This is a genomic window from Methylococcus capsulatus str. Texas = ATCC 19069 (genome assembly GCF_000424685.1).
Classification (GTDB): domain Bacteria; phylum Pseudomonadota; class Gammaproteobacteria; order Methylococcales; family Methylococcaceae; genus Methylococcus; species Methylococcus capsulatus.
In genome coordinates, this window is record NZ_AUKJ01000021.1 from 64,415 (window position 1) to 88,709 (window position 24,295).

Sequence of the window (24,295 nt, forward strand, 5' to 3'; positions counted from 1 at the left end):
AGCCATGTACCGCTGGAACCCCGAAGACTACGCCCGCAACTCCGCCGGCCAGGAGGCCTGGGCGCGGGATCTGTTGGCCGGATTGAAGCTGCGGCCGGACGACGCGGTGCTCGACGTCGGCTGCGGCGACGGGCGCATCACCGCCGCCATCGCCGACCGGGTACCGCAAGGCCGGGTCGTCGGCGTGGATTTGTCATCCGACATGATCGGCCACGCCCAGGCGCACCATCACCGCCCCAATCTCGCATTCAGGCGGATTGACGCCCAGAACCTGCCGTTCGATGCCGAATTCACGGCCGTCTTCTCCAACGCCGCCCTGCACTGGATCAAGGACCACCGGCCGGCTTTGGCCGGCATCGCCCGCGCCCTGAAGCCGGGCGGGCGCTGCCTGTTGGAGATGGGCGGCCACGGCAATGGGGCCGGGGTGATCGCCGCCTTCGAAGGACTTGTGGAAGAAGACGAATGGCGCTGGCATTTCACGGACTTCGAATCCAGCTATGGTTTCCATGATGCGGAGGGCTATCGCCGCTGGCTCGGCGAAGCGGGCCTGCATCCGGCCAGGGTCGAATCGGTCCCCAGGGACATGGTCCACACCGGCCGCGAGGCCTTCGCCGGCTGGCTGCGGACCGCCTGGCATCCGTATACTTCGCGGGTTCCGGCGGATCGCCGGGACCGCTTCATCGATGCCGCGGCCGGACGCTATCTGGCGGCGCACCCGCCGGATGCCTCGGGACGGGTGCACGTCGCCATGGTGCGACTGCAGGTGGAGGCGTACCGATGAACCGTCCTTCCGACTACTCACCGGCCACGATATTCGCCCATGGGCATCGCATTTTTCGTCTTCTTTCTCGGCTGCGGACTGGCGATTTCCCACCGGCTGTTCGCCGAACACAGCCCCTGGGTGCGTGCCTGGGCGGGGCTGGCCGGCGGCCTGTTGGGACTCATCTGGCTGCCGGCCGCCACCGCCCTGCTGACCGGCTTCACGTCCCGCTGCCAGTGGATCGCGGCCGGCATGATGGGCGTCTTGACCCTGCTGACGCTGCGCTTCGCCTCCGCGCCGGTTCGAATGCCCCCCGCGGACAGGCCGAGCCGGGCGGAAATAGGCATGGTGGCGCTGTTCACCCTGCTGATCTGCCTGCTGCTCTACACCCACGTGATCTACCCCAATGCGGACGGCGGGCTCAGCGTGGGCCAGTCGACCTACGGCGATCTGGCCCTGCACCTGGGGATCGTCACCAGCATCGCGGAACAGGGCGAGTTTCCGCCCGACTATTCGATCTTCCCCGGCCACCGCCTGAACTATCCGTTCCTGGTGAATTCACTCTCCGCCAGCCTCTACCTGCTCGGCACGCCGCTGCGCTGGGCCGTTCTCCTGCCCAGCTTCGTCATGGCCTTCTGCGTGGTCGCCGGCTTCACCAGCCTGGCAAGGGAAATCCTGCAAAACCGCTCGGCCGTGCTGTGGGCGCAGGTGCTGTTCTTTCTCAACGGCGGCTTCGGTTTTGCCTATTTCCTGGAAGGCGCCAGCAAGAATCCGGAAAACTTCTTCCGCATCTTCACCGGTTTCTACCAGACGCCCACCAACCTGGTGGAAGAAAACATCCGCTGGTCGAACGTCATCTGCGACATGCTCGTGCCCCAGCGCACCACCCTGGCCGGCTGGTGCTTCCTCATGCTGTGCCTGTGGCTGCTGTACGTCGGCCTCACCCGCCGCCGGCGCAAGTATTCGGTCGCCGCGGGAATCGGCGCGGGCCTGTTGCCGATGATCCATACCCATTCCTTCCTCGGGCTGGGCATCATCTCCGCCATCTGGCTGCCGGTGTACTTGGTGCAGCAGACGCGGCGGACCGTCAGGCCTTATCTTCAGGATTGGATACTCTACGGGGCGATCGCGGTCGGCCTGGCGGCGCCGCAGCTTTTCACCTGGACCTTCCAGCAGGCCGACGAAGGCGGTTTCCTGAAATTCCATTTCGACTGGGCCAACCACGACGACATCTGGCCCTGGTTCTGGGTGAAGAACGTAGGACTGGTGTTCGTGCTGCTGCCCGCGGCGCTATGGGCGGCGAACCGGCGCATGCTGTCCCTGTATTCCGGCGCCGTAGGTGTCTTCGTGCTGGCCGAGCTGGTGCTGTTCCAGCCCAACGAATACGACAACAACAAGCTGTTCTACGTCTGGTACCTCCTGAGCTGCATCCTGGTCGGCGGCTTCCTGCACGATCTGCACCGGCGTCTCGAAGGACTGCGCGGCCGCTGGATCGCTTCGGCCCTGATCCTGTTCGTCGCGAGCTTCTCCGCGATCCTCTCGATCGGCAGGGAGGTCGTCTCCGACTACCAGCTCTTCGACCGCCACCAGGTCTCGGCCGCGGAATTCATCCGGCTCCATACCCCGAAGGACGCGCTGTTCATCACCTCGGACAACCACAACAACGCCGTGGCCGCCCTGGCCGGACGGAACATCCTGGTCGGCACGCCCATCTACCTGTTCTTCCACGGCATCGGCTATGACACACGCTGGTCCGAGCTGGAAAGGATGTACGGCGATCCCGCCGCCTTTCCCGAACTCAGCGCCAAATACAAGGTCGACTACGTCTATTTCAGCAGCTACGAGCGGGACAGGTTCAAGCGCGATGGAAGCGATTTCGAGCAGCGCTATCCGCGGGTTTTCGCCTCCGGAGACATCGGCATCTACGCCGTATCGCCACGGGCCATCGCCGGACGAGCCGAACCGTCGCGGCTTTCCTCGATCCGGCGGTGACGCCGCCAAAGCCGCGAGGCTTCGAAGACCCGGCGGACGGAAAGCCCGTTCAGCCCTCGCCCTTGACCCGGGACTGCAGATGCCCGGCGAGACGCTTCATGGCTATCGAGGCATCGCCGGGGGAAAGACGGACGTTGATGAGGCTCGGCATGTTTCGGTTGACCAGCGCTTCGCTGAGCGCGTTTTCGAACGCCGCTTCGTCGGGCGCGTCGTAGCCCTGTAGGGGGCCGAACACCTCGCCCAGCCGGTGGAAGCGCCAGTCGGCGATGTCGTTGAAGGCTCCGTCGAGGATGAAGCGCTCGGTGCTGTAACCGCGATTGTCGAGCACCACCACGATGGGCGCCAGGCCGAGACGGGCATGGGTCGACAGCTCCGTTCCGGTCATCTGGAAGGCACCGTCGCCGACCAGGATCAGCGCCCGGTGGTCCGGACGGGCGATCTGCGCCCCGAGGGCGGCGGGCACCGCGAACCCCATCGAGGTATAGAAGGCGGATGCCAGGAATTCGCTGCGCTCGTGCACGCGCAGGTCGGTGGCGGCGAACAGGCAGTCGCCGACGTCGCACACTACGATCATGTCGGAGGTCAGCGCGCGGTCGAGCCGCTCCACCATCCGGGCGATCGTCATCGGCCGGTCCGGCGCGGGAAAGTCCCACGGTTCCGGCCCCGCCGGCATCGGAAACGCCTCGCCCCGGGCCTTGGCGGACCGCGCCAGGGCCGTGACGAAGTCCGCGAGCAGGACGCGGGGATAGCGGTGATGGCGAATCACGACCTCGTTCTGGGCGGCGCGGACGATGCGCTGCGGATCGAGACGCGCCGTGTAGATGCCCGTGTCGACGTCGTTCAGCGTGACCCCGAGCATCAGCAGGAGGTCGGACTGCTCGACCATGTAGCGCGCGTTTTCCGTGCTCATCGCGCCCTCGTACACCCCCAGATAGGCGGGATGGCGCTCGGCGAACACCGACTTGCCGGTCAAGGTCGCCGCCACCGGCAGGCGCGCCTGCTCGACGAGGCCGACGAGGGCGTCCTGGAGTCCTCGCCGGTGCAACTCGACGCCTGCAAGGATCACCGGCGACACCGCACGGCCCAGGAGCTCCGCGGCCTCGGCGACCGCCTCCGCCAGGGCCGAATCGTCGCTGGAAGGCGTTTCCGGGGTTTCCTGCGGAATCGGATATCCCGGCGCCATCACCCGGTCGGCGGGAATCTCGATGTATACCGGCTTGCAGTGCTGACGGGCGGCCGCGAGCGCACGCTCCACCTGCCGGAAGGCGATCACCGGATCGTCCAGCACCACGGCGGCGCAGGTGATCCGTTCGAATATCTCGCGCTGGAACCGGAACGGCCCGAAGCGGTGGTGGATCAACGGGTCTTCCCTTTGCTCGCGCACCCCCGGCGCACCGCTGATGACCACCACCGGCGAGGATTCCGCATAGGCGCCGGCGACGGCGTTGACGGTGTTGAGCGCACCGACCCCGTAAGTCACCGCCAGCGCGCCCATGCCCCGGCAGCGGGCATAGCCGTCGGCGGCGAAGGCGGCGGTGTCCTCCCGCGTGGTCCCGATATGCCGGACGGGACCTTTGGCCATCAGATCGTAGAAGCCCAGCACGTAGTCGCCGGGAACGCCGAAGATATGCCCGACGCCCGCCTGGTAAAGGCAGGCGAGCAGATGTTGTCCGATAGCGCCAGGCTCAACCGTGCTCATCCCCTCCTCCCCGCCAGCTCGCCGAGCTCGAGGCACCGTCCCTATGACGGTGACAAATACCAATACAGGAGTTCATGATGCTTGTACAGACGGCGGGGGGGCCCGCCAAGGGCCTCTGAAGTGGGAGGCGAACCGCGCCCGTTTGCAGTCCGCTCCCACGGGTTGCGCCGCTTACGGTGCCGGGACCGCCACGCGGTTGGCCGGAACGATCTGCGGCTGGTAGGAAAACACTTCGCGGCTGCCCGGATCGACCAGCACCTTCAGCCATTGTACGTCGTTGGTGCCGTTGCCCTGATTGTCGCCGAAGGTTTCGACGCGGGTGAAGTTTTCGAGCCGGCGTCCCTGGGCGTCCAGGAACGGCCTGTCGACGCGGAAATAGTGCGAATCGCCGTGCACGTAGGCGACCGGCCGGCGGAATGCGATGACCTCATCACGCAACGCGCTGAGGAACTCCTGGAATCCATCGGGGTAGCCGTCGGTTTCCGCGAGCGTCTTCGGATCGCGCAGCGGCGCCCGCTCCGGATCGTTCAGGTCCCAGCCGGGATTGGCCTGCGAGATGAACATGACGGCCGCGGCCTTGCGGGTCTTGGCCAGCTCGAAGGTTTCCTTCATCCAGGCGATGTTCGCCGCGTTGCGTGCGGCATATTCCACCGGATCGGGCTTGACGTCGCAGAGATTGTTGCACGAGCCCTGGACGTTCAACGTCGCGTAGATCACCCGGCCGACGCTCCAGCGGCGGTTCTCGACGCAAGCGACGTAGGAACCGTCCGCGCCGAGGCAAAGCGGACTGGTCTGGACCTCCTGACGCATACGGCGCTGGCCCAGGGAAAACGGGGTCGAGAAGAACAGCTTCCGTTCCTTGTCGAGCTGGGCCAGAGAGTTGTAATTGGGGTTGCGGTCGCAATCGGTCCAGTCATTGTCGCCGGGCGTGAACATGGCGGGCGCCTTCAGCGCATTGAAATAGCCGAGCGCCGCGGTGTAAACCGCGTCGGTGCACTCGCTGCCCCCCGATTTCAGGTCGCCGTCGTGGACGGTGAAGGCCAGGAACTGAGCATTCATGTCCGCGATGAGGTTGTTGACACCGGCCGCCTGGGCCGTGGAATACGGCAGGTCGCCCCAGAGCCCGATGGCATAAGGAAGGCCGCGTCCCATCTCGTCTCCGGAAACATTGGGCGAAACCAAGGCGACAGTCGCCAGCAGAGGCAGAAACAGTGCCGTTGCACCTCGTCCGCGCGTCACCCATCGAACCGGCCGGGAATCTCTCTCGTATTTCACGATGTCCTCCAGTGTGTGGAAAAAAGTTGCCGAGGCACGGATCCTAGAAAGGTTTGTTTGCAGGACGGTGACGAGGGCGGCACACGGAAAACCGTCGCGAAAAATCGTTCCCCTTCGGGCCCCGACGCAGCTTACCCGAGTTGTTTACTTGGAAATTAATCAGGACTAAAATGGTCCGGAATTTGAGCAGGTGCCGCGATGCTGCGAATAAGCAAACTGACCGACTACGCGATCATCCTCCTGGGCCAGATGGCCCGCGCGGGAGAACAGACCTTCGCCGCCGCCGAGCTGGCGGATCAGACCTCGATCGCCATGCCGACCACGAGCAAGATCCTCAAGGCGCTGGCGCGGGCCGGAATCGTCACTTCGACACGGGGCGCCCGCGGCGGCTATGCCCTGGCGCAGAAGCCGGAACACACCAGCGTCGCCCGAATCATCGATGCCATCGAAGGACCGATCGCGCTCACCGAATGCAGCGCCGAACAGGCACTGTGTCAGCAGTCCTCGTCCTGCGATGTCCGCAGCCATTGGAACGTGATCAACCGGGCGGTGCAGACCGCGCTGGAATCGGTCAGCCTGGCGGACATGATCCGCCCGGTGTCCGCTGCGCCTGCCGAAGTGCCGATTTCGCTGGCCCGGCTGCAACCCCAACCCCGATAACCCCCGCGAGAGCACCGCCATGTCCGCCACGGCAGAAACCCTGGACCGCCTGATCAAACAGGACTACAAGCCCGGCTTCGTCACCGAGCTGGAAACCGACACGCTTCCGCCCGGCCTGAACGAAGACGTCATCCGCGCCATCTCGAAGAAGAAGAACGAGCCGGAATTCATGCTGGAATGGCGCCTGAGCGCCTACCGCCACTGGCTGACGATGATGGAGCCCCACTGGGCCTTCGTCGAATATGCTCCGGTGGACTATCAGGCCATCAGCTACTACTCGGCGCCGAAAACCACGGACCACCCGAAATCCCTGGACGAGGTCGACCCCAAGCTGCTGGAGACCTACAACAAGCTCGGCATCCCGCTGTACGAGCAGGAAAAGCTGGCCGGCGTCGCGGTGGACGCGGTGTTCGATTCCGTGTCGGTGGCGACCACCTTCAAGGACAAGCTGGCCCAGGCCGGCGTGATCTTCTGCTCCATGTCGGAGGCGATCGAGAAGCATCCCGACCTGGTCCGGCAGTACCTGGGCAGCGTGGTGCCGGCGGGGGACAATTTCTTCGCCGCGCTCAACTCGGCGGTGTTCTCGGACGGCTCCTTCGTCTACATCCCCAAGGGCGTGCGCTGCCCGATGGAACTCTCGACCTATTTCCGCATCAATGCGGCCAAGACCGGCCAGTTCGAACGCACCCTGATCGTCGCCGACGAAGGCAGCTATGTCAGCTACCTGGAGGGCTGCACCGCACCGATGCGCGACGAGAACCAGCTGCACGCGGCGGTGGTCGAACTCGTCGCGCTGGAAGGCGCCCAGATCAAGTACTCGACCGTGCAGAACTGGTATCCGGGCGACGAGGAAGGCCGCGGCGGCATCTACAACTTCGTCACCAAGCGCGGCGACTGCCGGGGGGCACGCTCCAAGATTTCCTGGACCCAGGTGGAGACGGGTTCGGCCATCACCTGGAAATACCCCAGCTGCATCCTGCGCGGCGACGACTCGGTCGGTGAGTTCTATTCGGTGGCGGTCACCAACCACCGCCAGCAGGCCGATACCGGCACCAAGATGATCCATATCGGCAAGAACACCAAGAGCACGATCATATCCAAGGGCATTTCCGCCGGCCGCGCCCAGAACAGCTACCGCGGCCTGGTGAAGATCCTCAAGAGCGCCGAGAACGCCCGCAACTATACCCAGTGCGATTCGCTCCTGATCGGCGACCGCTGCGGGGCGCACACCTTCCCCTACATCGAGGTGAAGCAGCCCTCCGCCCAGGTCGAGCACGAGGCGACGACCTCGAAGATCAGCGAAGACCAGCTGTTCTTCTGCCAGCAGCGCGGCCTGTCGGCAGAGGATGCGGTCTCCATGATCGTCAACGGCTTCTGCAAGCAGGTCTTCAAGGAACTGCCCATGGAATTCGCCGTGGAAGCCCAGGCGCTCCTGGGCATCAGCCTGGAAGGCAGCGTCGGTTGAATCGGATTGAAAGCCCAATGAGCCCGTACATGAACACCCTGCTCCGCATCGAAAACCTGCACGCCCGCGTCGACGGCAAAGCCATCCTCAAGGGCATCGACCTGACGGTCAAACCCGGCGAGGTCCACGCCATCATGGGCCCGAACGGCTCGGGCAAGAGCACCTTGTCCAACGTCCTGGCCGGGCGCTCCGGCTACGAAGTGACCGAAGGCACGGTGACCTACCGCGGCCAGAACCTGCTGGACCAGCCGCCGGAACAGCGCGCCCGCGAGGGCGTGTTCCTGGCCTTCCAGTACCCGGTGGAGATTCCCGGGGTCAGCAACATCTATCTGCTGAAAGCGGCCTACAACGCCATACGGCGCCACCGCGGCCTCAACGAAGTCGACGCGCTGGACTTCCTGAAGCTGGTCAAGGAAAAGACCCGCATGGTCGACCTGGACGAGCAGTTCCTGTACCGCGGCGTCAACGAGGGCTTCTCGGGCGGCGAGAAGAAGCGCAACGAGATCCTGCAGATGGCGATCCTCGAACCCACCCTGTGCATCCTCGACGAAACCGACTCCGGCCTGGACATCGACGCGCTCAAGGTGGTGGCGAACGGCGTCAACGCGCTGCGCTCGCCGGAACGGGCCTTCATCCTGGTCACCCATTACCAGCGCCTGCTGGATTACATCAAGCCCGACCACGTCCACGTGCTGGCGCATGGCCGCATCGTCAGGTCCGGCGACGCAAGTCTTGCACACGAACTCGAACGGAAAGGCTACGGCTGGATCGAAGCGGCCGCCGCGGGGGCCTGAGATGAGTGCGCTATCTCACAGCCTTTACGTTGATTCATACCGCGAACCGGCCACCAATGAACCTGCCTGGCTGAGCCGGCTCCGCCGGCAGGCGCTGGCGCGTTTCGAGGCGTCCGGCTTTCCCTCCCCGCGCGACGAGGAATGGCGCTACACCCATGTCGCGCCGATCGAGCGCAAGCTGTTCACCGCTGCGACCGGTTCCGCCGACACCGACGCTGCCGAAGCGCTGATCGAAAGCTGCCGGATCGCAGACGCCTGGTCGCTGGTGTTCGTCGACGGCATGTTCGTGCCCGAGCTGTCCGAGCGGCATGGCCTGCCTGCCGGCGTCACGCTGGAAAGCCTCGCCTCGCTGCTCGCCCTGAGCGAAGCCGACGGGAATGCCGCCTGGCTGGAATCCGGACTCGAACGAGAAACCGAATCCGATCGGCACGGCTTCCTCGACTTCAACACCGCCTTCTTCACCGACGGCGCCGTACTGCGCCTGGAAGAGGGCGTCGCGCTGGAAAAACCGGTCCAGCTGTTCTTCGTCTCGACCCGCAATGACGGCCGCGCCACGCTGCGCAACCTGATCCGGATCGGCAGGAACGCCGAGGCGCGCGTCGTCGAAACCCACGTCGGCCCGCCGGAGACCGGCTATCTGGGCACCGTGGTCAACCAGATCGAAGTCGCGGACAACGGCGGGCTGAACCATTACAAGCTCCAGCTCGACGGCGGCAGGGCCTACCACTTCGGCGGCAGCTACGCCCGCGTCGCCCGCGACGGCCGCTTCGGCCATCACCTGTTGTCGCTGGGCGGACTGCTGGTCCGCAACGAGGTGCACGCCCGTCTTGGTCACGCCGCCCAGACCGAGATGAACGGAGTGTTCCTGAGCGAAAACCGGCAGCATGTCGACAACCACATCCGGGTGGACCACGACGAACCGCATGGCAGCAGCCGCGTGAGCTATCGCGGCATCCTCGAGGACCGCTCGCGCGGCGTGTTCCAGGGGCGAATCGTGGTGCATGCGGATGCCCAGAAGACCGACGCGGAAATGAACAACCGCAACCTGCTGCTGTCCGATGACGCCGAGATCGACACCAAGCCCCAGCTCGAGATCCATGCCGACGACGTGAAGTGCGCCCATGGCGTCACGATCGGCCAGCTCGATCCGGATTCGGTGTTCTACCTGGAATCGCGCGGCATCGACGCGGCCACGGCGCGCGAGATGCTGACCTTCGCTTTCGCGGCCGAAATCGTCGAACGGTTCGGCCCGCTGCGCGAGCGGCTGCGCGGCCTGCTGCTGGCCCGTTTCCCGAACGCACAATGAGCCAGGAGTCGTCATGAACACCGCCCCCGCCGCCGTCCCGGCTTTCGACGTAGCCCGGATCAGGAAGGACTTCCCGATCCTCGGACAGCAGGTTCACGGCAAGCCGCTGGTCTATCTGGACAACGCCGCCACCGCCCAGAAACCCAAGGCGGTGCTGGACTGCATCGCCAAGGTGTACACGGAGGACTACGCCAACGTCCACCGCGGCGTGCACACCCTGAGCCAGCGCGCCACGGAGTTGTTCGAGGGGGCACGGGAAAAGGTGCAGCGCCACCTCAACGCCCGCCATTCGCACGAGATCGTCTTCACCCGCGGCACCACCGAGGCGATCAACCTGGTCGCCCAGTCCTACGGACGGCCACGCTTCAAGGCGGGGGACGAAATCCTCATCACGGCCATGGAGCATCATTCCAACATCGTGCCCTGGCAGATGCTGTGCGAGCAGACCGGCGCGGTCCTGAAGGTCGTCCCGATCGACCGCACCGGCACCCTGGAACTGGACCGGTTCGAAGCCCTGCTGTCGAACCGTACCCGGCTGCTGGCGGTGGCGCACATGTCGAACGCGCTGGGCACGATCAACCCGGTGGAAACGCTGATCGAACAGGCCCATCGCCGCGGCGTGCCGGTGCTGGTCGACGGCGCCCAGGCGATACCGCACATGGCGGTGGACGTGCAGGCGCTGGACTGCGATTTCTACGCCTTCTCCGGCCATAAGCTGTATGGCCCCGCCGGCATCGGGATCCTGTACGGCAAGGAAGAGTTGCTGAACAAGATGCCGCCCTATCAGGGAGGCGGCGACATGATCCGCCGGGTGACCTTCGAGAAGACCGAATACAACACCCTGCCCTACAAGTTCGAAGCCGGCACGCCGAGCATCGTCGACGCCATCGCCCTGGGTGCCGCCATCGACTATGTGAACGGCATAGGCATGGAAACCATAGCCGGACACGAACAGCGGCTGCTGGCCTACGCCACCGAACAGGCGCTACGCATCCCGGGCTTAGAGCTGTTCGGCCAGGCCGCCGAGAAGGGTGCCATCCTGTCGTTCACCCTGCACCGCATCCACCCCCACGACATCGGCACGATCCTGGATCACCTCGGCATCGCCATCCGCGCCGGGCATCATTGCGCCATGCCGGTGATGGACTTTTTCGGCATTCCCGCGACGGCGCGGGCGTCGTTCGGGCTTTACAACACTTTCGAAGAGGTAGACGCGTTGATCGCAGGCATCCACAAGGTCATCGAGGTATTCGGCTGATGCTGGACCAGATTCGGGATCTCTACCAGGAGGTGGTCTTCGACCACAACCGCAATCCGCGCAACTTCCGGGTGATGGAAGACGCCAACCGCACCGTCGAGGGCTTCAACCCGCTGTGCGGCGACCGGATCACCCTCTACGTCAAGATCGACGACGCCGGCGTCATCCGGGACGTCAGCTTCCAGGGCTCGGGCTGCGCCATCTCCACCGCCTCGGCCTCGCTGATGACCGAGATCGTCCGGAACATGCACGAGAGCGAGGCCCACGCATTGTTCGAGACCTTCCACCGCATCGCCACCGGCAAGGACGACGCCGTCAACCTGGAAGAACTGGGCAAGCTGGCCGTGCTGGCCGGCGTGCGCGCCTATCCGGCGCGGGTCAAATGCGCCACCCTGGCCTGGCACTCGCTGGAAGCCGCGCTGGAAAACCAGGAAACGACCGTCACCACAGAGTGAGGATTCGCCGCCGATGAACGACTGGATCGACGTAGCTCCGGCGGACTGCCTGCCCGAAGGGGGGCACGTCGTGACCAATCTCGATGGCATCCCCGTTGCCATATTCAAGCTGGGCGGCGAGTTCTACGCCATCGAGGACGCCTGCACCCACGATGGCGCAGAGATCGCCAGCGGCCGGCTGGACGGTGACGAAATCGTCTGCCCCCGCCACGGCGCCCGCTTCTGCCTCAAGACCGGCAAGGTCCTTTCACCTCCCGCCTACGAAGACCTCACCTGTTTCGCCGTCCGCGTCGCAGGCGGAATGGTCCAGATCCGAGACGCCCGCTGGGACTAGAACAGCCGGCGCACTTTGAGGCTGGAGGCCATCAGCAGGCCCATCACCGGGAACGCCGCGGGCCAGACGCTGAGACCGGGAGGAAAAATCACCGAAAGCAGATACAGCAGCGGAAACGGCACGCCATTGACCGTGATCGGCACTCCCTCGAAACCCTTGCCCGTGGAGATGTTGTAACGCGCCAGCCTGGGCATGCCACAGCCGACGAAGCACGGCAGCGGCGCAATGGCCGGCCAGGACGGCTCGTTCATCCCGACAAACGAGCAGGCCGGGACCCGGCCGAAGGAAACCAGGTCTGCGAGGGAATCGAGCTGCTTGCCGAATTCGCGTCCGCCGTGGCGGGTCCAGGCAGCCACCTTGCCATCCAGCGAGTCCCACACCACCGCCAGCGCGATCAGCGCCGCGCCGATTTCCGGATGCCCCTGGATAGCCGCGAATTTCACCGACACCCCGCAGCTCAGATTGACGATGGTCGGCGCATCGGCCCAGCACGACGGACGCGGCATGTTCATCCGGGCGTTCCCTCATCTCCCCAAAAAATCCTCCCTTGAACAACACGGAAAGATGACGGCTCCGTGTCGCCGCCGGTCTCGCCCGCCGGCGATGGCCGCGATTCAGGAAATGGCGCTCCGGTCCTGCCCGATCGATGCCTCGAAACCGACAAGCGGTTGCGGCTCACCGAACAGATAGCCCTGGCCCAGACGGCAGCCATGCGCCTGGAGATAGACGGCCTGTCGTGGGGTTTCCACGCCTTCCGCCAGCACCTCCAGGCCCAGGGCCTGGGCAATCGAGATTATGGCTTTGACCAGCTCCGATTTGCAGCGGTCGGACGGAATGCCGTGGACGAAACAGCGATCGATCTTGATCCGTTTCACCGGAAAGCGATGCAGATAGCTCAAGGCGGAATAGCCGGTACCGAAGTCATCGATGGCGATCGACAGCCCCATGCGGTCGAAGGCATCGAGGGTCGCGCGGACTCCCCTGCTGTCTTCCAGCAGCAGGCTTTCGGTGATTTCCAGTTCCAGCCACTCCGGCCGGCAGCCGGTCTCGTCCAGAATGCGCTGCACCGTACCGGCCAAGTCGTTCAGGATGAACTGGCGAGTGGAAAGGTTGACGGCTACGCGCAGCGGCTGCTCGCGGTGGCGGTTCCAGGCAACGACGGCCTGGCAGGCCTGGGCCAGGATCCAGTCGCCGATGCCTACGATCAGACCGGTTTCCTCCGCGATCGGGATGAATTTACGCGGCAGTATGATGCCGCGTCCCGGCCTGTTCCATCGCAGCAGGGCCTCGGCGCCGACGATGGTTCCGGAAACCATGTCGATCTGCGATTGGAAGTGCAGTTCCAGTTCGTTGCGCCCCAGCGCCCGGCGCAGGGCGGATTCGATCCGCATGCGCTCCGCCGCCCGAGCCGTGAGCTCGGCCGAATAGAACTGAAAGTTGTTCCTCCCCTGCCGCTTGGCGTGATACATGGCGGTGTCGGCATAACGGAACAAGGTATCGATGCCGGTGCAGTCCCGGGGGTAAAGCGCGATACCGAGACTGACCGAAACGAACAGCTCGCGGCCCTCGATCAGGAAAGGCCGGGCAAAGGCGTCGAGTATCCGGCCAGCCAGCGCCGTGAGTTCTTGGGAAGCGGCCGGGGCCGGCACCAGAACGGCGAATTCATCGCCGCCCAGCCGCGCCACCGTATCGTCCTTGCCGACCGCCCCCAGCAAACGGCGGGCGGCTCTTCCCAGCAGCAGATCGCCGATCCCGTGTCCCAGGGTGTCGTTGATTTCCTTGAAGCGGTCGAGGTCCAGCATCATCAGGGCGAACTGCCGGCCCGGACGGGGATTGCCATCCATGACCTCCCGGATACGCTTGTTGAGCATTTCCCGATTCGGCAGTCCGGTCAAGGAATCGAAAAATGCGAGGTGATGGATACGCCGCCGATAGGCGTCGATTTCGGTGATGTCCCGCCCGATCGCCAGCGCATGCATGACTTCGCCGTCGAAACCGAATTCCGGCGTCAGCCGGATATGGGAGATCAGCTCCCGTTCCTGCGCCGTTTTCCAGCTCAGCTCGAACTCCGCCGGCTCCCCCGTTTCGAAAACCTGCCGAATCTTCGCCTGGTAGGCACGGGAACTTTCGCCGCCCGGAAACTCGACCGGCGTTTTCCCCAAGAGTTCCGAGAGAGGCACGCCGGCTTCTTCCACCAGCCGGGGATTGGCGTAGATACGGCGGCAGTCCCGGTCATAGCGGGCGACGGTGTCGGGCGAGTGCTCGACCAGGGAACGGAACTCCTGTTCACGCGCCTTGAGCTGCCGCTCCGAGCGGTCGCGTTCCAGAGCCGCCGCGACCCGGGTCGCCACGAGCTGCAGGAGGGCGGTCACGGACTCCGGCTCCGCCATCGGCTCGCCGTGCATCACCGCGATCAGGCCGATCGCGGTTCCGGCCGAATCCCACAGCGGCACGCCGACGTAGCTTTCCACCCCCATGTCCTGCAGCATGAGGTCGTCAGGAAACAGCCTGCGTACTTGGCGGGGGAAACAGCATAGGCTGCGGCCCATGACGTTTTCGCAGGGCGTTCCGGCGAGTCTGTAGCAGATGTTGGGCAAGTCTTCGCCGCGGGCATACAGCGCGACGGTCTCGGCGAGTTCGGCGTCCCTGGCCAGCCGGTCGATGACGACGTAATCGACCCCGAGAATCCTGCCGAGGTAATGCGCAATGGCGGAAAAGAATGCTTCGCCTTCCGTGGCCCAGCTGCGCTGTGCGATGAACTGCAAGGTTTCCTCCATCCGCTTCCGCTCGGTGATGTCGATCAGGAAACCGTGCCACAGGGTGATGCCGTCTTTCTGCCGCTCCGGCACGGAGCGGGCCTCCAGCCACCGCTCTCCCTTGACGGGGTGAAGGATACGGTATTCCTCCGTGAACGGCTGCAGCTCACGAGCCGAGGCCTCTTTGCAGCGCATGACCCGGTCACGGTCTTCGGGAACGATGCGCGAATGAACATGGCCGATGTCTGCCAAGACCGCTTCCACGCTCAGTCCCAGGATGTCCTCCACGCCGGAGCTGGCGTACGTCATCACGAGGCGTCCGTCGGCGTGCGCCTCCACGGTATACATGAATCCCGGCGCACACTGGGCGAAACGGGCGAGACGGTCCAGCCCTTCCCGCTCGGCCTGCAGCCTCTCGAGCTCCTTCATGCGCGCCTCGGCCTCACGGCGGGGGCGAATGTCGCGGCTGATGCACATCGCCAGTAACCTGCCGTCCTGCTCGAACAGGTTCGCCGTCACCTCGACAGGAATCTCCATCCCCTCCGCAACTCGGTGCAGCGTCTCGAACTTCGTGCCCCCGGTCTGACGGTGCCGTTCGAGGGCTAGGCGCAGGGATTCTTCGTCGTATGTGGGATCGAAATCCAGCGGGCACCAGGTCAACAGGGTTTCGAGACCCACGCCGAAATGGCGACAGGCCGCTTCGTTCGCGTAGATGATGCGGGCGCAGTCTTCGATGTCGTGGACCGTCACCACCTCATCCTGGAGGCATTCGATCATCGCCCGGAACATGACGTTGTCCCATGCCAAGGTTTCCTTGCGTTCCAACCCAGCCTCCGTCACGAACTTACGGCGTGAATGCCCCCAAAAACGGGCGGGATCAGGCGTTGCCCGCCAGAAGCCGCTCGAACCGGTCCTGCGGCAGCGGCCTGCCGAACAAATGCCCCTGCGCCAGCCGACAGCCTTGGGCATGGAGATATTCCGCCTGATGAGACGTTTCCACCCCTTCTGCGATCACTTCGAGTTGCAAAGCGCCGGCAATCGAGATGATGGCTTTGACCAGTTCCACCTTTTCCCTGTCCGCGGGAAAACCCTGGATGAAGGAGCGGTCGATCTTGATCTGGTCCAGCGGAAAACGGTTGAGATAACTCAACGCCGAATAGCCGGTGCCGAAGTCGTCGATGGAAATGGCGAAGCCCATGTCGTGCAGCTCCTCCAAGGCTGCGCCGACCTCGGCATCGTTCCCGAGCAACAGGCTCTCGGTGATCTCGAGTTCCAGCCACTCCGGACGGCAGCCGGTATCCTGGACGATGCGCTGCAATTCGCCGGGCAGATCGTTGCGGACGAACTGCCGGGTGGAAAGGTTCACCGCGACTTTGAAGGGCGAATCGACGGTCCGGTGCCAGTAGACCGCCCGGCGGCAGGCGGTCGCCAGGACCCAGTGCCCCAGGTCGCGGATAAGCCCCGTTTCCTCGGCTATGGGAATGAAACGGTCGGGCGTCATGATACCTTCCTGCGGATGCCGCCACCGCAGCAAGGCCTCTGCGCCGACGATGCGTCCGGCCGGCAAGGCCACCTGCGGCTGATAGTACAGCTCCAGTTCGCCATTCCCGAGCGCTTTGCGCAGCGCTCCTTCCATCGCCGTACGGTCCGATACCTGGACGGCGAGCTCCTCCGCGTAGAACTGGAAATTGTTCCGGCCTTGTCGCTTGGCATGGTACATGGCCAGATCCGCCTGCTTGAACAGCCGGTCCGCGTCACACTGGCCTTCCATATGCAGGACGATCCCGATGCTGACCGAAACGAACAGCTCCTTGCCTTCGATGATGAAGGCCTCGCCGAAGGCCTCGAGTATCCTGCCGGCGATGGCGCGGAGATCGCCCCGATCGCGCACCACTGGCAACAGGATCGAGAACTCGTCTCCACCCAGCCGCGCCACGGTATCGTAGCCACGGACGCATGCGTTCAGGCGCCGGGCAGCCTCGCACAGCAGCCGGTCGCCGGCGCTGTGCCCCAGCGTGTCGTTCACCTCCTTGAAGCGGTCCAGGTCGAGCAGCATCAGACCGAACTGACTGCCTCGGGCAGCGGCATCGGTCAGACACTGGCGGATCCGGTCGTTGAGCAATGCCCGGTTGGGCAGGTCGGTGAGCGGATCGAAGAACGCCAGGCGTTGAATGCGCCGCCGGTATTCGTCCACCTCGGTGATGTCCCGACCGACCGCCAGCACACCGGTGCATTCGCCATCCGGATCGTGTTCCGCCACCAGACGGATGTGAAGCAGGCGGGGACCTTTGTGCGTACCCTGCAGCAGGAGTTCTATTTCGTCGGCCTTGCCGGTGGCGACGACCGCCCTGAGCTTGCTCTCGTAAGTTTCGAACCGCTCGTCACCGGGATGGAGCTCGGTCGGTGTCCGGCCGATCATGTCACTGGCGGAAAACAGCAGCGTGTTCTCCAGACTGGGATTGAGGTAGACGATGCGGCAATCCCGGTCGTATCGCATGATGCTATCGGGTGAATTCTCGGCGAGCGAGCGGAACTCGCGTTCACGCCGGAGCAATGCCGTATCCGTCCGCTTGAGGAGGCGGGTGTCGCGCACCAATGCCAGCACGTAACCGCAGCCTTCGTGCTCCAGATAGCGGGCGTCGACGACGACCGGCACCCGATGTCCGTCTCGGGTACGGTGGATGGTTTCCCACTGGGCGGAAGTCTTCTCCCGGATTTCGCGGAAATGACCGGCCCAGGACCGTGACCCCAGATCGGGCACGACCTCGGCGACGGACAGGTTCAGAAACTCCTCGCCGCGGTAACCCAGGGCCTTTCGCCACGCTTCGTTGACATAGACGAACCGACCCTCGGCATTGCAGATCGACACCATTTCCGCGAGGTGATCCAGCGCCTTGCCGACCAGCCCGGCTTGCACCTCGGCCTGCCTGCGTTCGGTGACATCCGTGAGAAACCCGTGCCAGCGGATCGCGCCGTCCGACAGAGGCTCTGGCACTGCGGAAAGCTCGAGCCAGCGTGGCCCCCGGACGGGATGTTCGACCGGGAACTCCGTCCTGAGCGGCATCGGACCGCGCTGGGCCGTTTCCTGCCGCGGCTCCGCCCGCCGCCGATCCTCCGGCCACATCGATGCTTCGATGCCGGCGGCGTGCAGGAGGCGGCCGGGCTCCGCCCCGAACATGTCCTCCATCGCGGGGTCGGCATGGACGACCGTGACATGGCCATCCGGGTGCTGCTCCAGAATACAGGTGGCAGCCGCCGGAAGAAGGCCGGATGGCCCCACCAATTCCCCCGGTCCGTCGATCACCGCCATCTCCCTTGCCCCGCCCATCAGGTCAGAAGGACGGCAACCAGACCGGTCATGAAGATGCCATCGAAAGTTCCCGCGCCGCCGATGGAGGCCACCGGCGCGCCGAGGTGGCGAATGTCGGGGATGCGTAGCAGATCAGCCCCGATCAGCACGCCCATGGTTCCGGCGATGTAGGCGACCGGCGCCCGGTGTTCGCCGCCCAGCACCAGGGCAACCAGCGCCGCCGCCAGGGGGGCGATCAGGATCGGCATGCCGATGCCAAAGCCGGGAATGGGCCGGCTGAAGCCATACGCCACCGCCGCGACGATCGCTGTCGCCAGCGCCAACTGCGGCAGCGGGATGCCATCATTGGCGAGCAGGTAAAACGAAAAGGCCACCGGAACCAGTCCGCCCCCCACGTTGACCATGATCTTCGTCCGGCCGGTGAACGGAATTTCCGGCAGGCGCAGCAAGCCGCGGAACGGCGGTGGCGGAACGACAGGGGGGCGGTCCGCCTCGATGGTGGCCACCGGCAGGTTGATGGCGCTGCCCAGCAAAGAAGTCAGGACCAGGCTGAGAGCGGAAGACGGGTCGAGACCGAGCTTCTCGAAAGTCAGCGCAATGATCTGGAAATTGATGCTGAAGACGAGCCACAGCAACAAGCCGGCAAAAAACAGGAAATACAGGGGGGAAAAAGGTCCGCGCATGGAATGCCCCGGCCTTATCGTGGATATCGCATGGCGAACACCATTCTCTTGCTTGACCCGTCTGAATGAGCGGGGGCCGGACGCATGGTACTCCGGTCCGGCCATGCTCCCCTCAGTCTATCTTGATACTCTGGCGTTTGCTGCCCGCCGCCTTGGGAATCACCACTTCCAGTATCCCGTCCTTGAAGGAGGCCTTGGCCTTGTCCGCATCCACGGCGCACGGCAGCCGCAGACTCCGGCTGAATTCGCCGCGGCTCATTTCACGGTAAAAGTACTGGCCTTTCTCCTCTTTGCTTTCGGACTGCGAGGATGCCTGCAACGTGAACATGTCCTCACTCAGGGTGACCTCCAGGTCATCCTTGGTGATGCCCGGCAGTTCCGCCCTGACCACCACTTCGTCCGCACGGTCGATCACATCGACCTTCGGCACCCGGACGCCGGACAGACCGGTTCGGAACAAGGAAGGCCAGGGCCTGCGCATCAGCGCCCAGGGCTCGTGTTCCAGCCATCCCGCCGGGAACACCTGCTCCATCCACCGCTCCATTTCCTCCCAGGGACTCGGGTAGGCTCTCGTCGCCACGGGCTCGGCGGCCTTCACTTCCTTCCCCGTGGATTCCTTCTCATGCGCTTCTTTCTTGGCCATCACATGCACCTCCAAAACGTTCGAGAACACACCGAAAAGCCGGGCCCGTTGCCCGGACAGCGGACGCTGTCGCCGACCGCGGCGACGCTCGCCTAAGTATAGCGGTATCGGTCTAAAAGTACCCTGACAGACGGGGCTTTACCACCGTGGCAGGAGATCCCGTCCGCATGATCCTCCCACGGCCTGCGCTAAAATCGGTAACAGTCTCCAGTTCGGACATATCGTATCATTGGGCGTGAATGTTGCTTTGGCCTCCGACCGGAACAGCGGACGGAAGTCCGGCTTACCCTCGACATTCCCACCGCCCCCCGGTCAAATCTCCAGGAGTCCGACGACATGAAACTCCATCGCCCCTGGCAATGGCTCCTTCCCTGTGCGCTCGCGCTCGCGCTCGCCGCCTGCCACGGTGCCGATGACGAGGACCGGGCCGAACTGTCCACCAATCCGCAGGACATCCTCCAGCTTCCGGCAGACTCCCCCAAGGTCCGTCGCATCAGGGAAGCAGAAGCCATTCCGGAGCAGCGGCCGCTGCTGGAGCCGCTCACCGGCAAGATCACTTACGATGAAACCCGTACGGTACGCGTATCCTCCCCCATCGCCGGCCGCGTCACCGCGATACCGGCACAGCCCGGCGCCGTCGTCCGGGTCGGTACGCCTTTGCTCGAGCTGGACAGTCCCGAACTCGGCCAAGCCCAGGCGGAGTACGCGAAGGCCACCGCCGATCTAAAGTTGGCGGAACGCGATTTCGAGCGTCTGAAAAGTCTGTACGACAATGGCATCGCGCCCCACAAGGAATTCCATCAGGCCGAGGATGCGCTGGAACGTGCCCGCAGCGAGGCCGAACGCAGCCGCCTACGACTGGCCAATCTCGGCGTACATGAAAAACGCCCCGATAACCACTTCACGCTCAAGGCGCCGATCGCCGGCGTCGTCACCGAACGCAACGTCAATCCCGGCATGGAGGTCCGCCCGGACCTTCCGACGCCGCTCTTCGTGATATCGGATCTGGACCGGCTCTGGGTTCTCCTCGATGTTTTCGAAAAGGACCTGGCCGTGATCCATCCGGGACAGGACGTCAAACTCACGGTGCCGGCCTACCCGGACCGATGGTTCCCGGCCAGGATCGACTACATCGGCAAGGTGGTGGACGAAACGACCCGGACGGTGAAGGTGCGCTGCCTGCTGCCCAATCCGGAAGGCCAACTGTTGCCGTCGATGTATGCCTCGGTGGAAGTAGAAAGCCCGCCCGACGACAAGGCGATCGTCGTCCCGCTCACGGCCCTGTTCACGGAAGGGGAATCGGACTGGCTGTTCGTCTCCCTCGGTGAAGGCCGCTACCAGAAACGCGAGGTACGGGTCGGACTGCGGCTGAAGAAGGAAGCCGTGCTGCTGGAGGGCGTCCAGCCAGGCGAACGGATCGTGACCGACGGCGCCCTCCTGCTGCGCTCCGAACTGGATACGGCAGCGGGCGACGGCGGGAAAAAACCATGATTCGCCCGGTCATTGCATTCTGTCTGCAACAGCGCCTGCTGGTCCTCGGTCTCGCCGTGCTGCTGACGGCGGGCGGCATCCTGTCGTTCGAAAAGCTGCCGGTGCAGGCTTTTCCCGACGTGCAGAACGTCTTCGTGCAGGTCGTCACCCAATTTCCCGGTCAGGCGCCGGAGGAAGTGGAGAAACTGGTCACCCTGCCGATCGAGCGCGAAATGAACGGTCTGCCCCATCTCATCAATCTGCGCTCGGTGTCGATCTTCGGACTGTCCGTCGTCACACTGACCTTCGATGACGACGCCGAAGACTACTTCTCCCGCCAGCAGGTGCTGGAGCGGCTGCGCGCGGTGAGTCTCCCTGCCTCGGCCAGCACCAGCCTGGGGCCGCTCAGTACGGGAATCGGCGAAATCTACCGCTACCGGATCGAAGCCCCGGGACTGTCCCTGATCGAACAGCGCGCGCTGCAGGACTGGGTCATCGAGCGGCGCCTGCGCACCGTGCAGGGTGTGGCGGACGTGGTGTCGTTCGGCGGCGGGGTCAAGCAGTACCAGGTACAGATCGATCCCAACCGCCTGAAGGACTATCGCCTGACCGTGCAGGACGTCTACCAGGCGGTGGCGAACAACAACGGCAACACCGGCGGCGGCTACATCGAGCACGGCTACGAAGCGCTGGTGGTAAGGGGCGTCGGGCTGCTCAAATCGATGGACGAAATCAAGTCCATCGTCGTGGCTACCCGCGACGGCGTGCCGGTCCATGTCCAGAACGTCGCCACCGTCAGCATCGGTCCCCAGCCGCGCACCGGTATCGTCGGCTTCAACCAGACCGATGAAGTGGTCGAGGGCGTGGTGCTGCTGATCAAGGGCCGTGATGCCATCGAGGTCCTGACCGGGGTGAAGGCCGAAATCGATGGATTGAACCGGCACGGCCTGCCGCCCGGCGTGAAAATCGTCCCGTTCTACGACCGTACGGAGCTGATACACCACACCATCCACACGGTCGAGCACAACATGCTGGAAGGAGCCTTGTTGATCCTCGCCGTCCTGCTGGTGTTCCTGCGCCGACTGGCGACCGCCCTGGTGGTCATCGTGGTCATCCCGCTCTCCCTGCTGTTCGCGTTCATCCTCATGGATGCCCTGCACATCTCCGCCAACCTGATTTCACTGGGTGCGATCGATTTCGGCATCATCGTCGACACGGCGGTCGTGCTGGTGGAGGCGGTCATCGTGCGCATCTCGCTCGATTTGGACCGCAAGGCGGGGCTCCCGCAAATGCGGCGGACCCTGCTCGACACCAGTGTCGAGATGGGACGGCCGGTGCTGTTTTCGAAAGCCATCATCATTACCGCCTTCCTGCCGATCTTCACCTTCCAGCGGGTGGAGGCCAGGATCTTCTCGCCGATGGCCTACACGCTGAGCCTGGCCCTCCTCGGCTCCCTGGTCGTCAGCCTGACCCTTGTCCCGGTCTTGCTGACCTATCTGCTGGGACCGCGTCTGTCGGAGGCACACAACCCTCTGGTGACTTTCATGGAACACCGCTACCGCCGGCTGCTAGCCGGCATTCTGCGGCGGCCGGTCCGATTGTACGTCGCCAGTGGCCTCCTGCTGGCGCTGGCCGGCGGCTCGACCCATTTCATCGGCACCGAGTTCATGCCCAAACTCGACGAGGGCAACGTCTGGCTCACCATCACCCTGCCGACGCCGATTTCGCTGACCAAGGGCAAAGAGCTGGAGCGCGACATCCGCGCACGCCTGCTGGAATTTCCCGAAGTCCGCTCGATCACGACCCAGCTCGGCCGGCCGGAAGACGGCACCGATCCGAAGGGTTTCAACAATCTCGAGATTCTGGTCGATCTGCATGACAAGGACACCTGGCGCTTTGCGGACAAGGACCGGCTGGTCGAGGCCATGCAGCGTAACCTCGACGTCTTCCCCGGACTGCAGTTCAACTTCTCGCAAGTGATCCAAGACAACGTGGAAGAAGCGATTTCCGGCGTCAAGGGCGAAATCGCGGTGAAGATTTTCGGCGACGACCTGAAAGTCCTGCAGGAAAAAGCCGATCAGGTCACCCGTATCCTGCGCTCCATCCGTGGCGCCACCGACGTCGCCGCCGAACAGCAGTCCGGTCTGGCCCAGGCCGTGATCGAGATCGACCGCGCCGCCATCGCCCGTTACGGCGTCAGCGTCGACGACGTGGAGGACACCCTCGGTATCGCCGTCGGCGGCCGAAGCGCCACCCGCTTTCTCGAAGGCGAGAGGCGTTTCGACGTCGTGGTCCGAATGAAGGAAGAGGCGCGCGACTCGGTCGGCGCCATCGCCGATCTCACGGTCGCGACGCCACAGGGCAGCCGCGTGCCGCTGGCCGAATTGGCCGATATCAAGGTCGACCAGGGCGCCTCCCGCATCAGCCGTGAGGACAACCGGCGGCGCATCGCCGTAAAATGCAACCTGATCGACCGCGATCAGGGTGGCTTCGTGGCCGAAGCCCAGGCGCGCGTCGCCCGGGAGGTCCGGCTGCCCCCAGGCTACCGGCTGTTATGGAGTGGCCAGTTCGAAAACCAGCAGCGGGCCATGAAGCGTCTCTCCATCATCGTGCCCATCAGCCTGGTTTTGATCTTTCTTCTGCTATTCTGGACATTCAAGTCGATGCGCCACGCGGGACTGATCGTGATGAACGTGCCGTTCTCGCTCATCGGTGGAGTCGGCGCCCTGCTGGCAACCGGCATCCACCTGAGCGTCTCGGCCGCCGTGGGCTTCATCGCCCTGTTCGGCATCGCGGTGCAGAACGGGGTCATCCTGCTGTCCCAGATCAATCAGCTACGACGGGAAGGACGCGGCATGACGGATGCGATCATCGACGGCTCGGTGAGCCGGTTGCGACCGGTGGTCATGACCGCATCGATGGCGATGCTGGGCCTGTTTCCGGCGGCCCTGTCGCACTCGGTCGGCTCGGAAACGGCGCGGCCGTTCGCCGTGGTCATCATCGGCGGGCTGATCAGCGCCACCGGGCTGACCCTGACTCTGCTCCCTGTCCTCTACCGGCGTTTCGGAGGAGCCGCCTCGTGAAAGAAATACGCGCCTACATCCAGCCGTTCATGCTGTCCAAACTGACCATGGCGCTGCTCGACATCCCCGGATTCCCCGGGATGAGCGTGTCGGACTGCGAAGGCTTCGGCCGCGGCAAGGCCAGCGCCTCCCAGGATTTCAGCCCCTTCATGGCGAAGAAACGGATCGAGATCTTCGCCCCCGACGACCTCGCCGAGCACATCGCTGCCGTCATCCTGGAAACCGCCAATACCCATCAACCCGGCGCCGGGACGGTTTACGTACTGGAGGTCGGAAAGGGCGCCCGCATCAGTCAAGGCCAGTGGGAAAGCTGATTCCTTCTGGGTAATCTTCGCGCCGAGGCTCCCACCGA

General features: G+C 64.4%; 19 protein-coding genes. 12 read left to right on the forward strand and 7 right to left on the reverse strand.

All coding sequences use genetic code 11. The annotated features are described in order from the left end of the window. Nucleotides 1–4 precede the first annotated feature (4 nt). Nucleotides 5–781, forward strand: a complete 777-nt coding sequence (locus H156_RS0109835; RefSeq protein WP_017364724.1) for a class I SAM-dependent methyltransferase — start codon at nt 5–7, stop codon at nt 779–781. Between the two features lie 39 nt (nt 782–820). Continuing rightward, a complete protein-coding gene (locus H156_RS0109840; RefSeq protein ID WP_017364725.1) occupies nt 821–2,752 on the forward strand; it encodes a hypothetical protein in 1,932 nt (643 codons plus the stop codon). 49 nt (nt 2,753–2,801) lie between these two features. On the opposite strand, the gene H156_RS0109845 is transcribed toward H156_RS0109840, so the two are convergent. Both H156_RS0109845 and H156_RS0109850 read right to left on the reverse strand, forming a co-directional pair. After that, nucleotides 2,802–4,451, reverse strand: coding sequence for an alpha-keto acid decarboxylase family protein (locus H156_RS0109845; RefSeq protein ID WP_017364726.1), 1,650 nt, complete (start codon nt 4,449–4,451; stop codon nt 2,802–2,804). A 171-nt stretch (nt 4,452–4,622) separates the two neighbouring features. After that, nucleotides 4,623–5,726, reverse strand: a complete 1,104-nt coding sequence (locus H156_RS0109850; RefSeq protein ID WP_238536821.1) for a hypothetical protein — start codon at nt 5,724–5,726, stop codon at nt 4,623–4,625. 198 nt (nt 5,727–5,924) lie between these two features. On the opposite strand from H156_RS0109850, the gene H156_RS16035 reads away from it, so the two are divergent. The 7 genes from H156_RS16035 to H156_RS0109885 are packed head-to-tail and all read left to right on the forward strand — an operon-like array spanning nt 5,925 to nt 11,998. Beyond that, a complete protein-coding gene (locus H156_RS16035) occupies nt 5,925–6,386 on the forward strand; it encodes an SUF system Fe-S cluster assembly regulator (RefSeq protein WP_017364728.1) in 462 nt (153 codons plus the stop codon). 19 nt (nt 6,387–6,405) lie between these two features. Next, on the forward strand, nt 6,406–7,851 hold the full coding sequence (gene sufB, locus H156_RS0109860) for a Fe-S cluster assembly protein SufB (protein WP_010960295.1): 1,446 nt from the start codon (nt 6,406–6,408) through the stop codon (nt 7,849–7,851). A 38-nt stretch (nt 7,852–7,889) separates the two neighbouring features. Then, the gene (gene sufC / locus H156_RS0109865; RefSeq protein ID WP_026045864.1) at nt 7,890–8,645 is read left to right on the forward strand and encodes a Fe-S cluster assembly ATPase SufC; all 756 of its coding nucleotides are present in this window, start codon (nt 7,890–7,892) and stop codon (nt 8,643–8,645) included. A 1-nt stretch (nt 8,646) separates the two neighbouring features. Then, complete coding sequence (gene sufD, locus H156_RS0109870; protein ID WP_017364730.1) at nt 8,647–9,951, forward strand: Fe-S cluster assembly protein SufD; 1,305 nt, start codon at nt 8,647–8,649, stop codon at nt 9,949–9,951. 13 nt (nt 9,952–9,964) lie between these two features. After that, nucleotides 9,965–11,209, forward strand: coding sequence for a cysteine desulfurase (locus H156_RS0109875; RefSeq protein ID WP_017364731.1), 1,245 nt, complete (start codon nt 9,965–9,967; stop codon nt 11,207–11,209). Further along, a complete protein-coding gene (sufU, locus tag H156_RS0109880) occupies nt 11,209–11,664 on the forward strand; it encodes a Fe-S cluster assembly sulfur transfer protein SufU (protein ID WP_017364732.1) in 456 nt (151 codons plus the stop codon). The genes H156_RS0109875 and sufU overlap by 1 nt, the downstream gene beginning before the upstream one ends. Before the next feature lie 13 nt (nt 11,665–11,677). Further along, nucleotides 11,678–11,998: a non-heme iron oxygenase ferredoxin subunit gene (locus H156_RS0109885; protein ID WP_017364733.1), complete on the forward strand. Its 321-nt coding sequence runs from the start codon at nt 11,678–11,680 to the stop codon at nt 11,996–11,998. Here H156_RS0109885 and H156_RS0109890 read toward each other — a convergent pair. The 5 genes from H156_RS0109890 to H156_RS0109910 form a co-directional block, all read right to left on the reverse strand. After that, nucleotides 11,995–12,510 (reverse strand): CDP-alcohol phosphatidyltransferase family protein, encoded by a 516-nt coding sequence (locus H156_RS0109890; protein WP_017364734.1) that lies wholly within the window; start codon nt 12,508–12,510, stop codon nt 11,995–11,997. The two genes, H156_RS0109885 and H156_RS0109890, sit on opposite strands and share 4 nt — an antisense overlap. A gap of 102 nt (nt 12,511–12,612) precedes the next feature. Beyond that, the gene (locus tag H156_RS0109895) at nt 12,613–15,579 is read right to left on the reverse strand and encodes a sensor domain-containing protein (RefSeq protein ID WP_017364735.1); all 2,967 of its coding nucleotides are present in this window, start codon (nt 15,577–15,579) and stop codon (nt 12,613–12,615) included. 52 nt (nt 15,580–15,631) lie between these two features. Further along, nucleotides 15,632–18,064 (reverse strand): sensor domain-containing protein, encoded by a 2,433-nt coding sequence (locus H156_RS0109900; protein ID WP_017364736.1) that lies wholly within the window; start codon nt 18,062–18,064, stop codon nt 15,632–15,634. A 17-nt stretch (nt 18,065–18,081) separates the two neighbouring features. Next, complete coding sequence (locus H156_RS0109905) at nt 18,082–18,747, reverse strand: DUF1614 domain-containing protein (RefSeq protein WP_010960287.1); 666 nt, start codon at nt 18,745–18,747, stop codon at nt 18,082–18,084. A 112-nt stretch (nt 18,748–18,859) separates the two neighbouring features. Next, complete coding sequence (locus H156_RS0109910; RefSeq protein ID WP_010960286.1) at nt 18,860–19,390, reverse strand: Hsp20/alpha crystallin family protein; 531 nt, start codon at nt 19,388–19,390, stop codon at nt 18,860–18,862. 336 nt (nt 19,391–19,726) lie between these two features. Here H156_RS0109910 and H156_RS0109915 point away from each other — a divergent pair, with 336 nt between their 5' ends. The 3 genes from H156_RS0109915 to H156_RS0109925 are packed head-to-tail and all read left to right on the forward strand — an operon-like array spanning nt 19,727 to nt 24,257. Next, complete coding sequence (locus H156_RS0109915) at nt 19,727–20,881, forward strand: efflux RND transporter periplasmic adaptor subunit (RefSeq protein ID WP_017364737.1); 1,155 nt, start codon at nt 19,727–19,729, stop codon at nt 20,879–20,881. Continuing rightward, nucleotides 20,878–23,943, forward strand: coding sequence for an efflux RND transporter permease subunit (locus H156_RS0109920; protein ID WP_017364738.1), 3,066 nt, complete (start codon nt 20,878–20,880; stop codon nt 23,941–23,943). Before H156_RS0109915 ends, H156_RS0109920 begins: the two co-directional genes overlap by 4 nt. Further along, nucleotides 23,940–24,257, forward strand: a complete 318-nt coding sequence (locus H156_RS0109925; RefSeq protein ID WP_010960282.1) for a P-II family nitrogen regulator — start codon at nt 23,940–23,942, stop codon at nt 24,255–24,257. Before H156_RS0109920 ends, H156_RS0109925 begins: the two co-directional genes overlap by 4 nt. Nucleotides 24,258–24,295 lie beyond the last annotated feature (38 nt).

What these genes read in the sequence shown, in the direction of transcription:
- H156_RS0109835 (WP_017364724.1), top strand. Translation starts at nt 5, where the DNA reads ATGTACCGCTGGAACCCCGAAGACTACGCCCGCAACTCCGCCGGCCAG.
- H156_RS0109840 (WP_017364725.1), top strand. Translation starts at nt 821, where the DNA reads ATGGGCATCGCATTTTTCGTCTTCTTTCTCGGCTGCGGACTGGCGATT.
- H156_RS0109845 (WP_017364726.1), bottom strand. Translation starts at nt 4,451, where the DNA reads ATGAGCACGGTTGAGCCTGGCGCTATCGGACAACATCTGCTCGCCTGC.
- H156_RS16035 (WP_017364728.1), top strand. Translation starts at nt 5,925, where the DNA reads ATGCTGCGAATAAGCAAACTGACCGACTACGCGATCATCCTCCTGGGC.
- sufB (WP_010960295.1), top strand. Translation starts at nt 6,406, where the DNA reads ATGTCCGCCACGGCAGAAACCCTGGACCGCCTGATCAAACAGGACTAC.
- sufD (WP_017364730.1), top strand. Translation starts at nt 8,647, where the DNA reads ATGAGTGCGCTATCTCACAGCCTTTACGTTGATTCATACCGCGAACCG.
- H156_RS0109875 (WP_017364731.1), top strand. Translation starts at nt 9,965, where the DNA reads ATGAACACCGCCCCCGCCGCCGTCCCGGCTTTCGACGTAGCCCGGATC.
- sufU (WP_017364732.1), top strand. Translation starts at nt 11,209, where the DNA reads ATGCTGGACCAGATTCGGGATCTCTACCAGGAGGTGGTCTTCGACCAC.
- H156_RS0109885 (WP_017364733.1), top strand. Translation starts at nt 11,678, where the DNA reads ATGAACGACTGGATCGACGTAGCTCCGGCGGACTGCCTGCCCGAAGGG.
- H156_RS0109890 (WP_017364734.1), bottom strand. Translation starts at nt 12,510, where the DNA reads ATGAACATGCCGCGTCCGTCGTGCTGGGCCGATGCGCCGACCATCGTC.
- H156_RS0109900 (WP_017364736.1), bottom strand. Translation starts at nt 18,064, where the DNA reads ATGGCGGTGATCGACGGACCGGGGGAATTGGTGGGGCCATCCGGCCTT.
- H156_RS0109905 (WP_010960287.1), bottom strand. Translation starts at nt 18,747, where the DNA reads ATGCGCGGACCTTTTTCCCCCCTGTATTTCCTGTTTTTTGCCGGCTTG.
- H156_RS0109910 (WP_010960286.1), bottom strand. Translation starts at nt 19,390, where the DNA reads ATGGCCAAGAAAGAAGCGCATGAGAAGGAATCCACGGGGAAGGAAGTG.
- H156_RS0109915 (WP_017364737.1), top strand. Translation starts at nt 19,727, where the DNA reads ATGAAACTCCATCGCCCCTGGCAATGGCTCCTTCCCTGTGCGCTCGCG.
- H156_RS0109920 (WP_017364738.1), top strand. Translation starts at nt 20,878, where the DNA reads ATGATTCGCCCGGTCATTGCATTCTGTCTGCAACAGCGCCTGCTGGTC.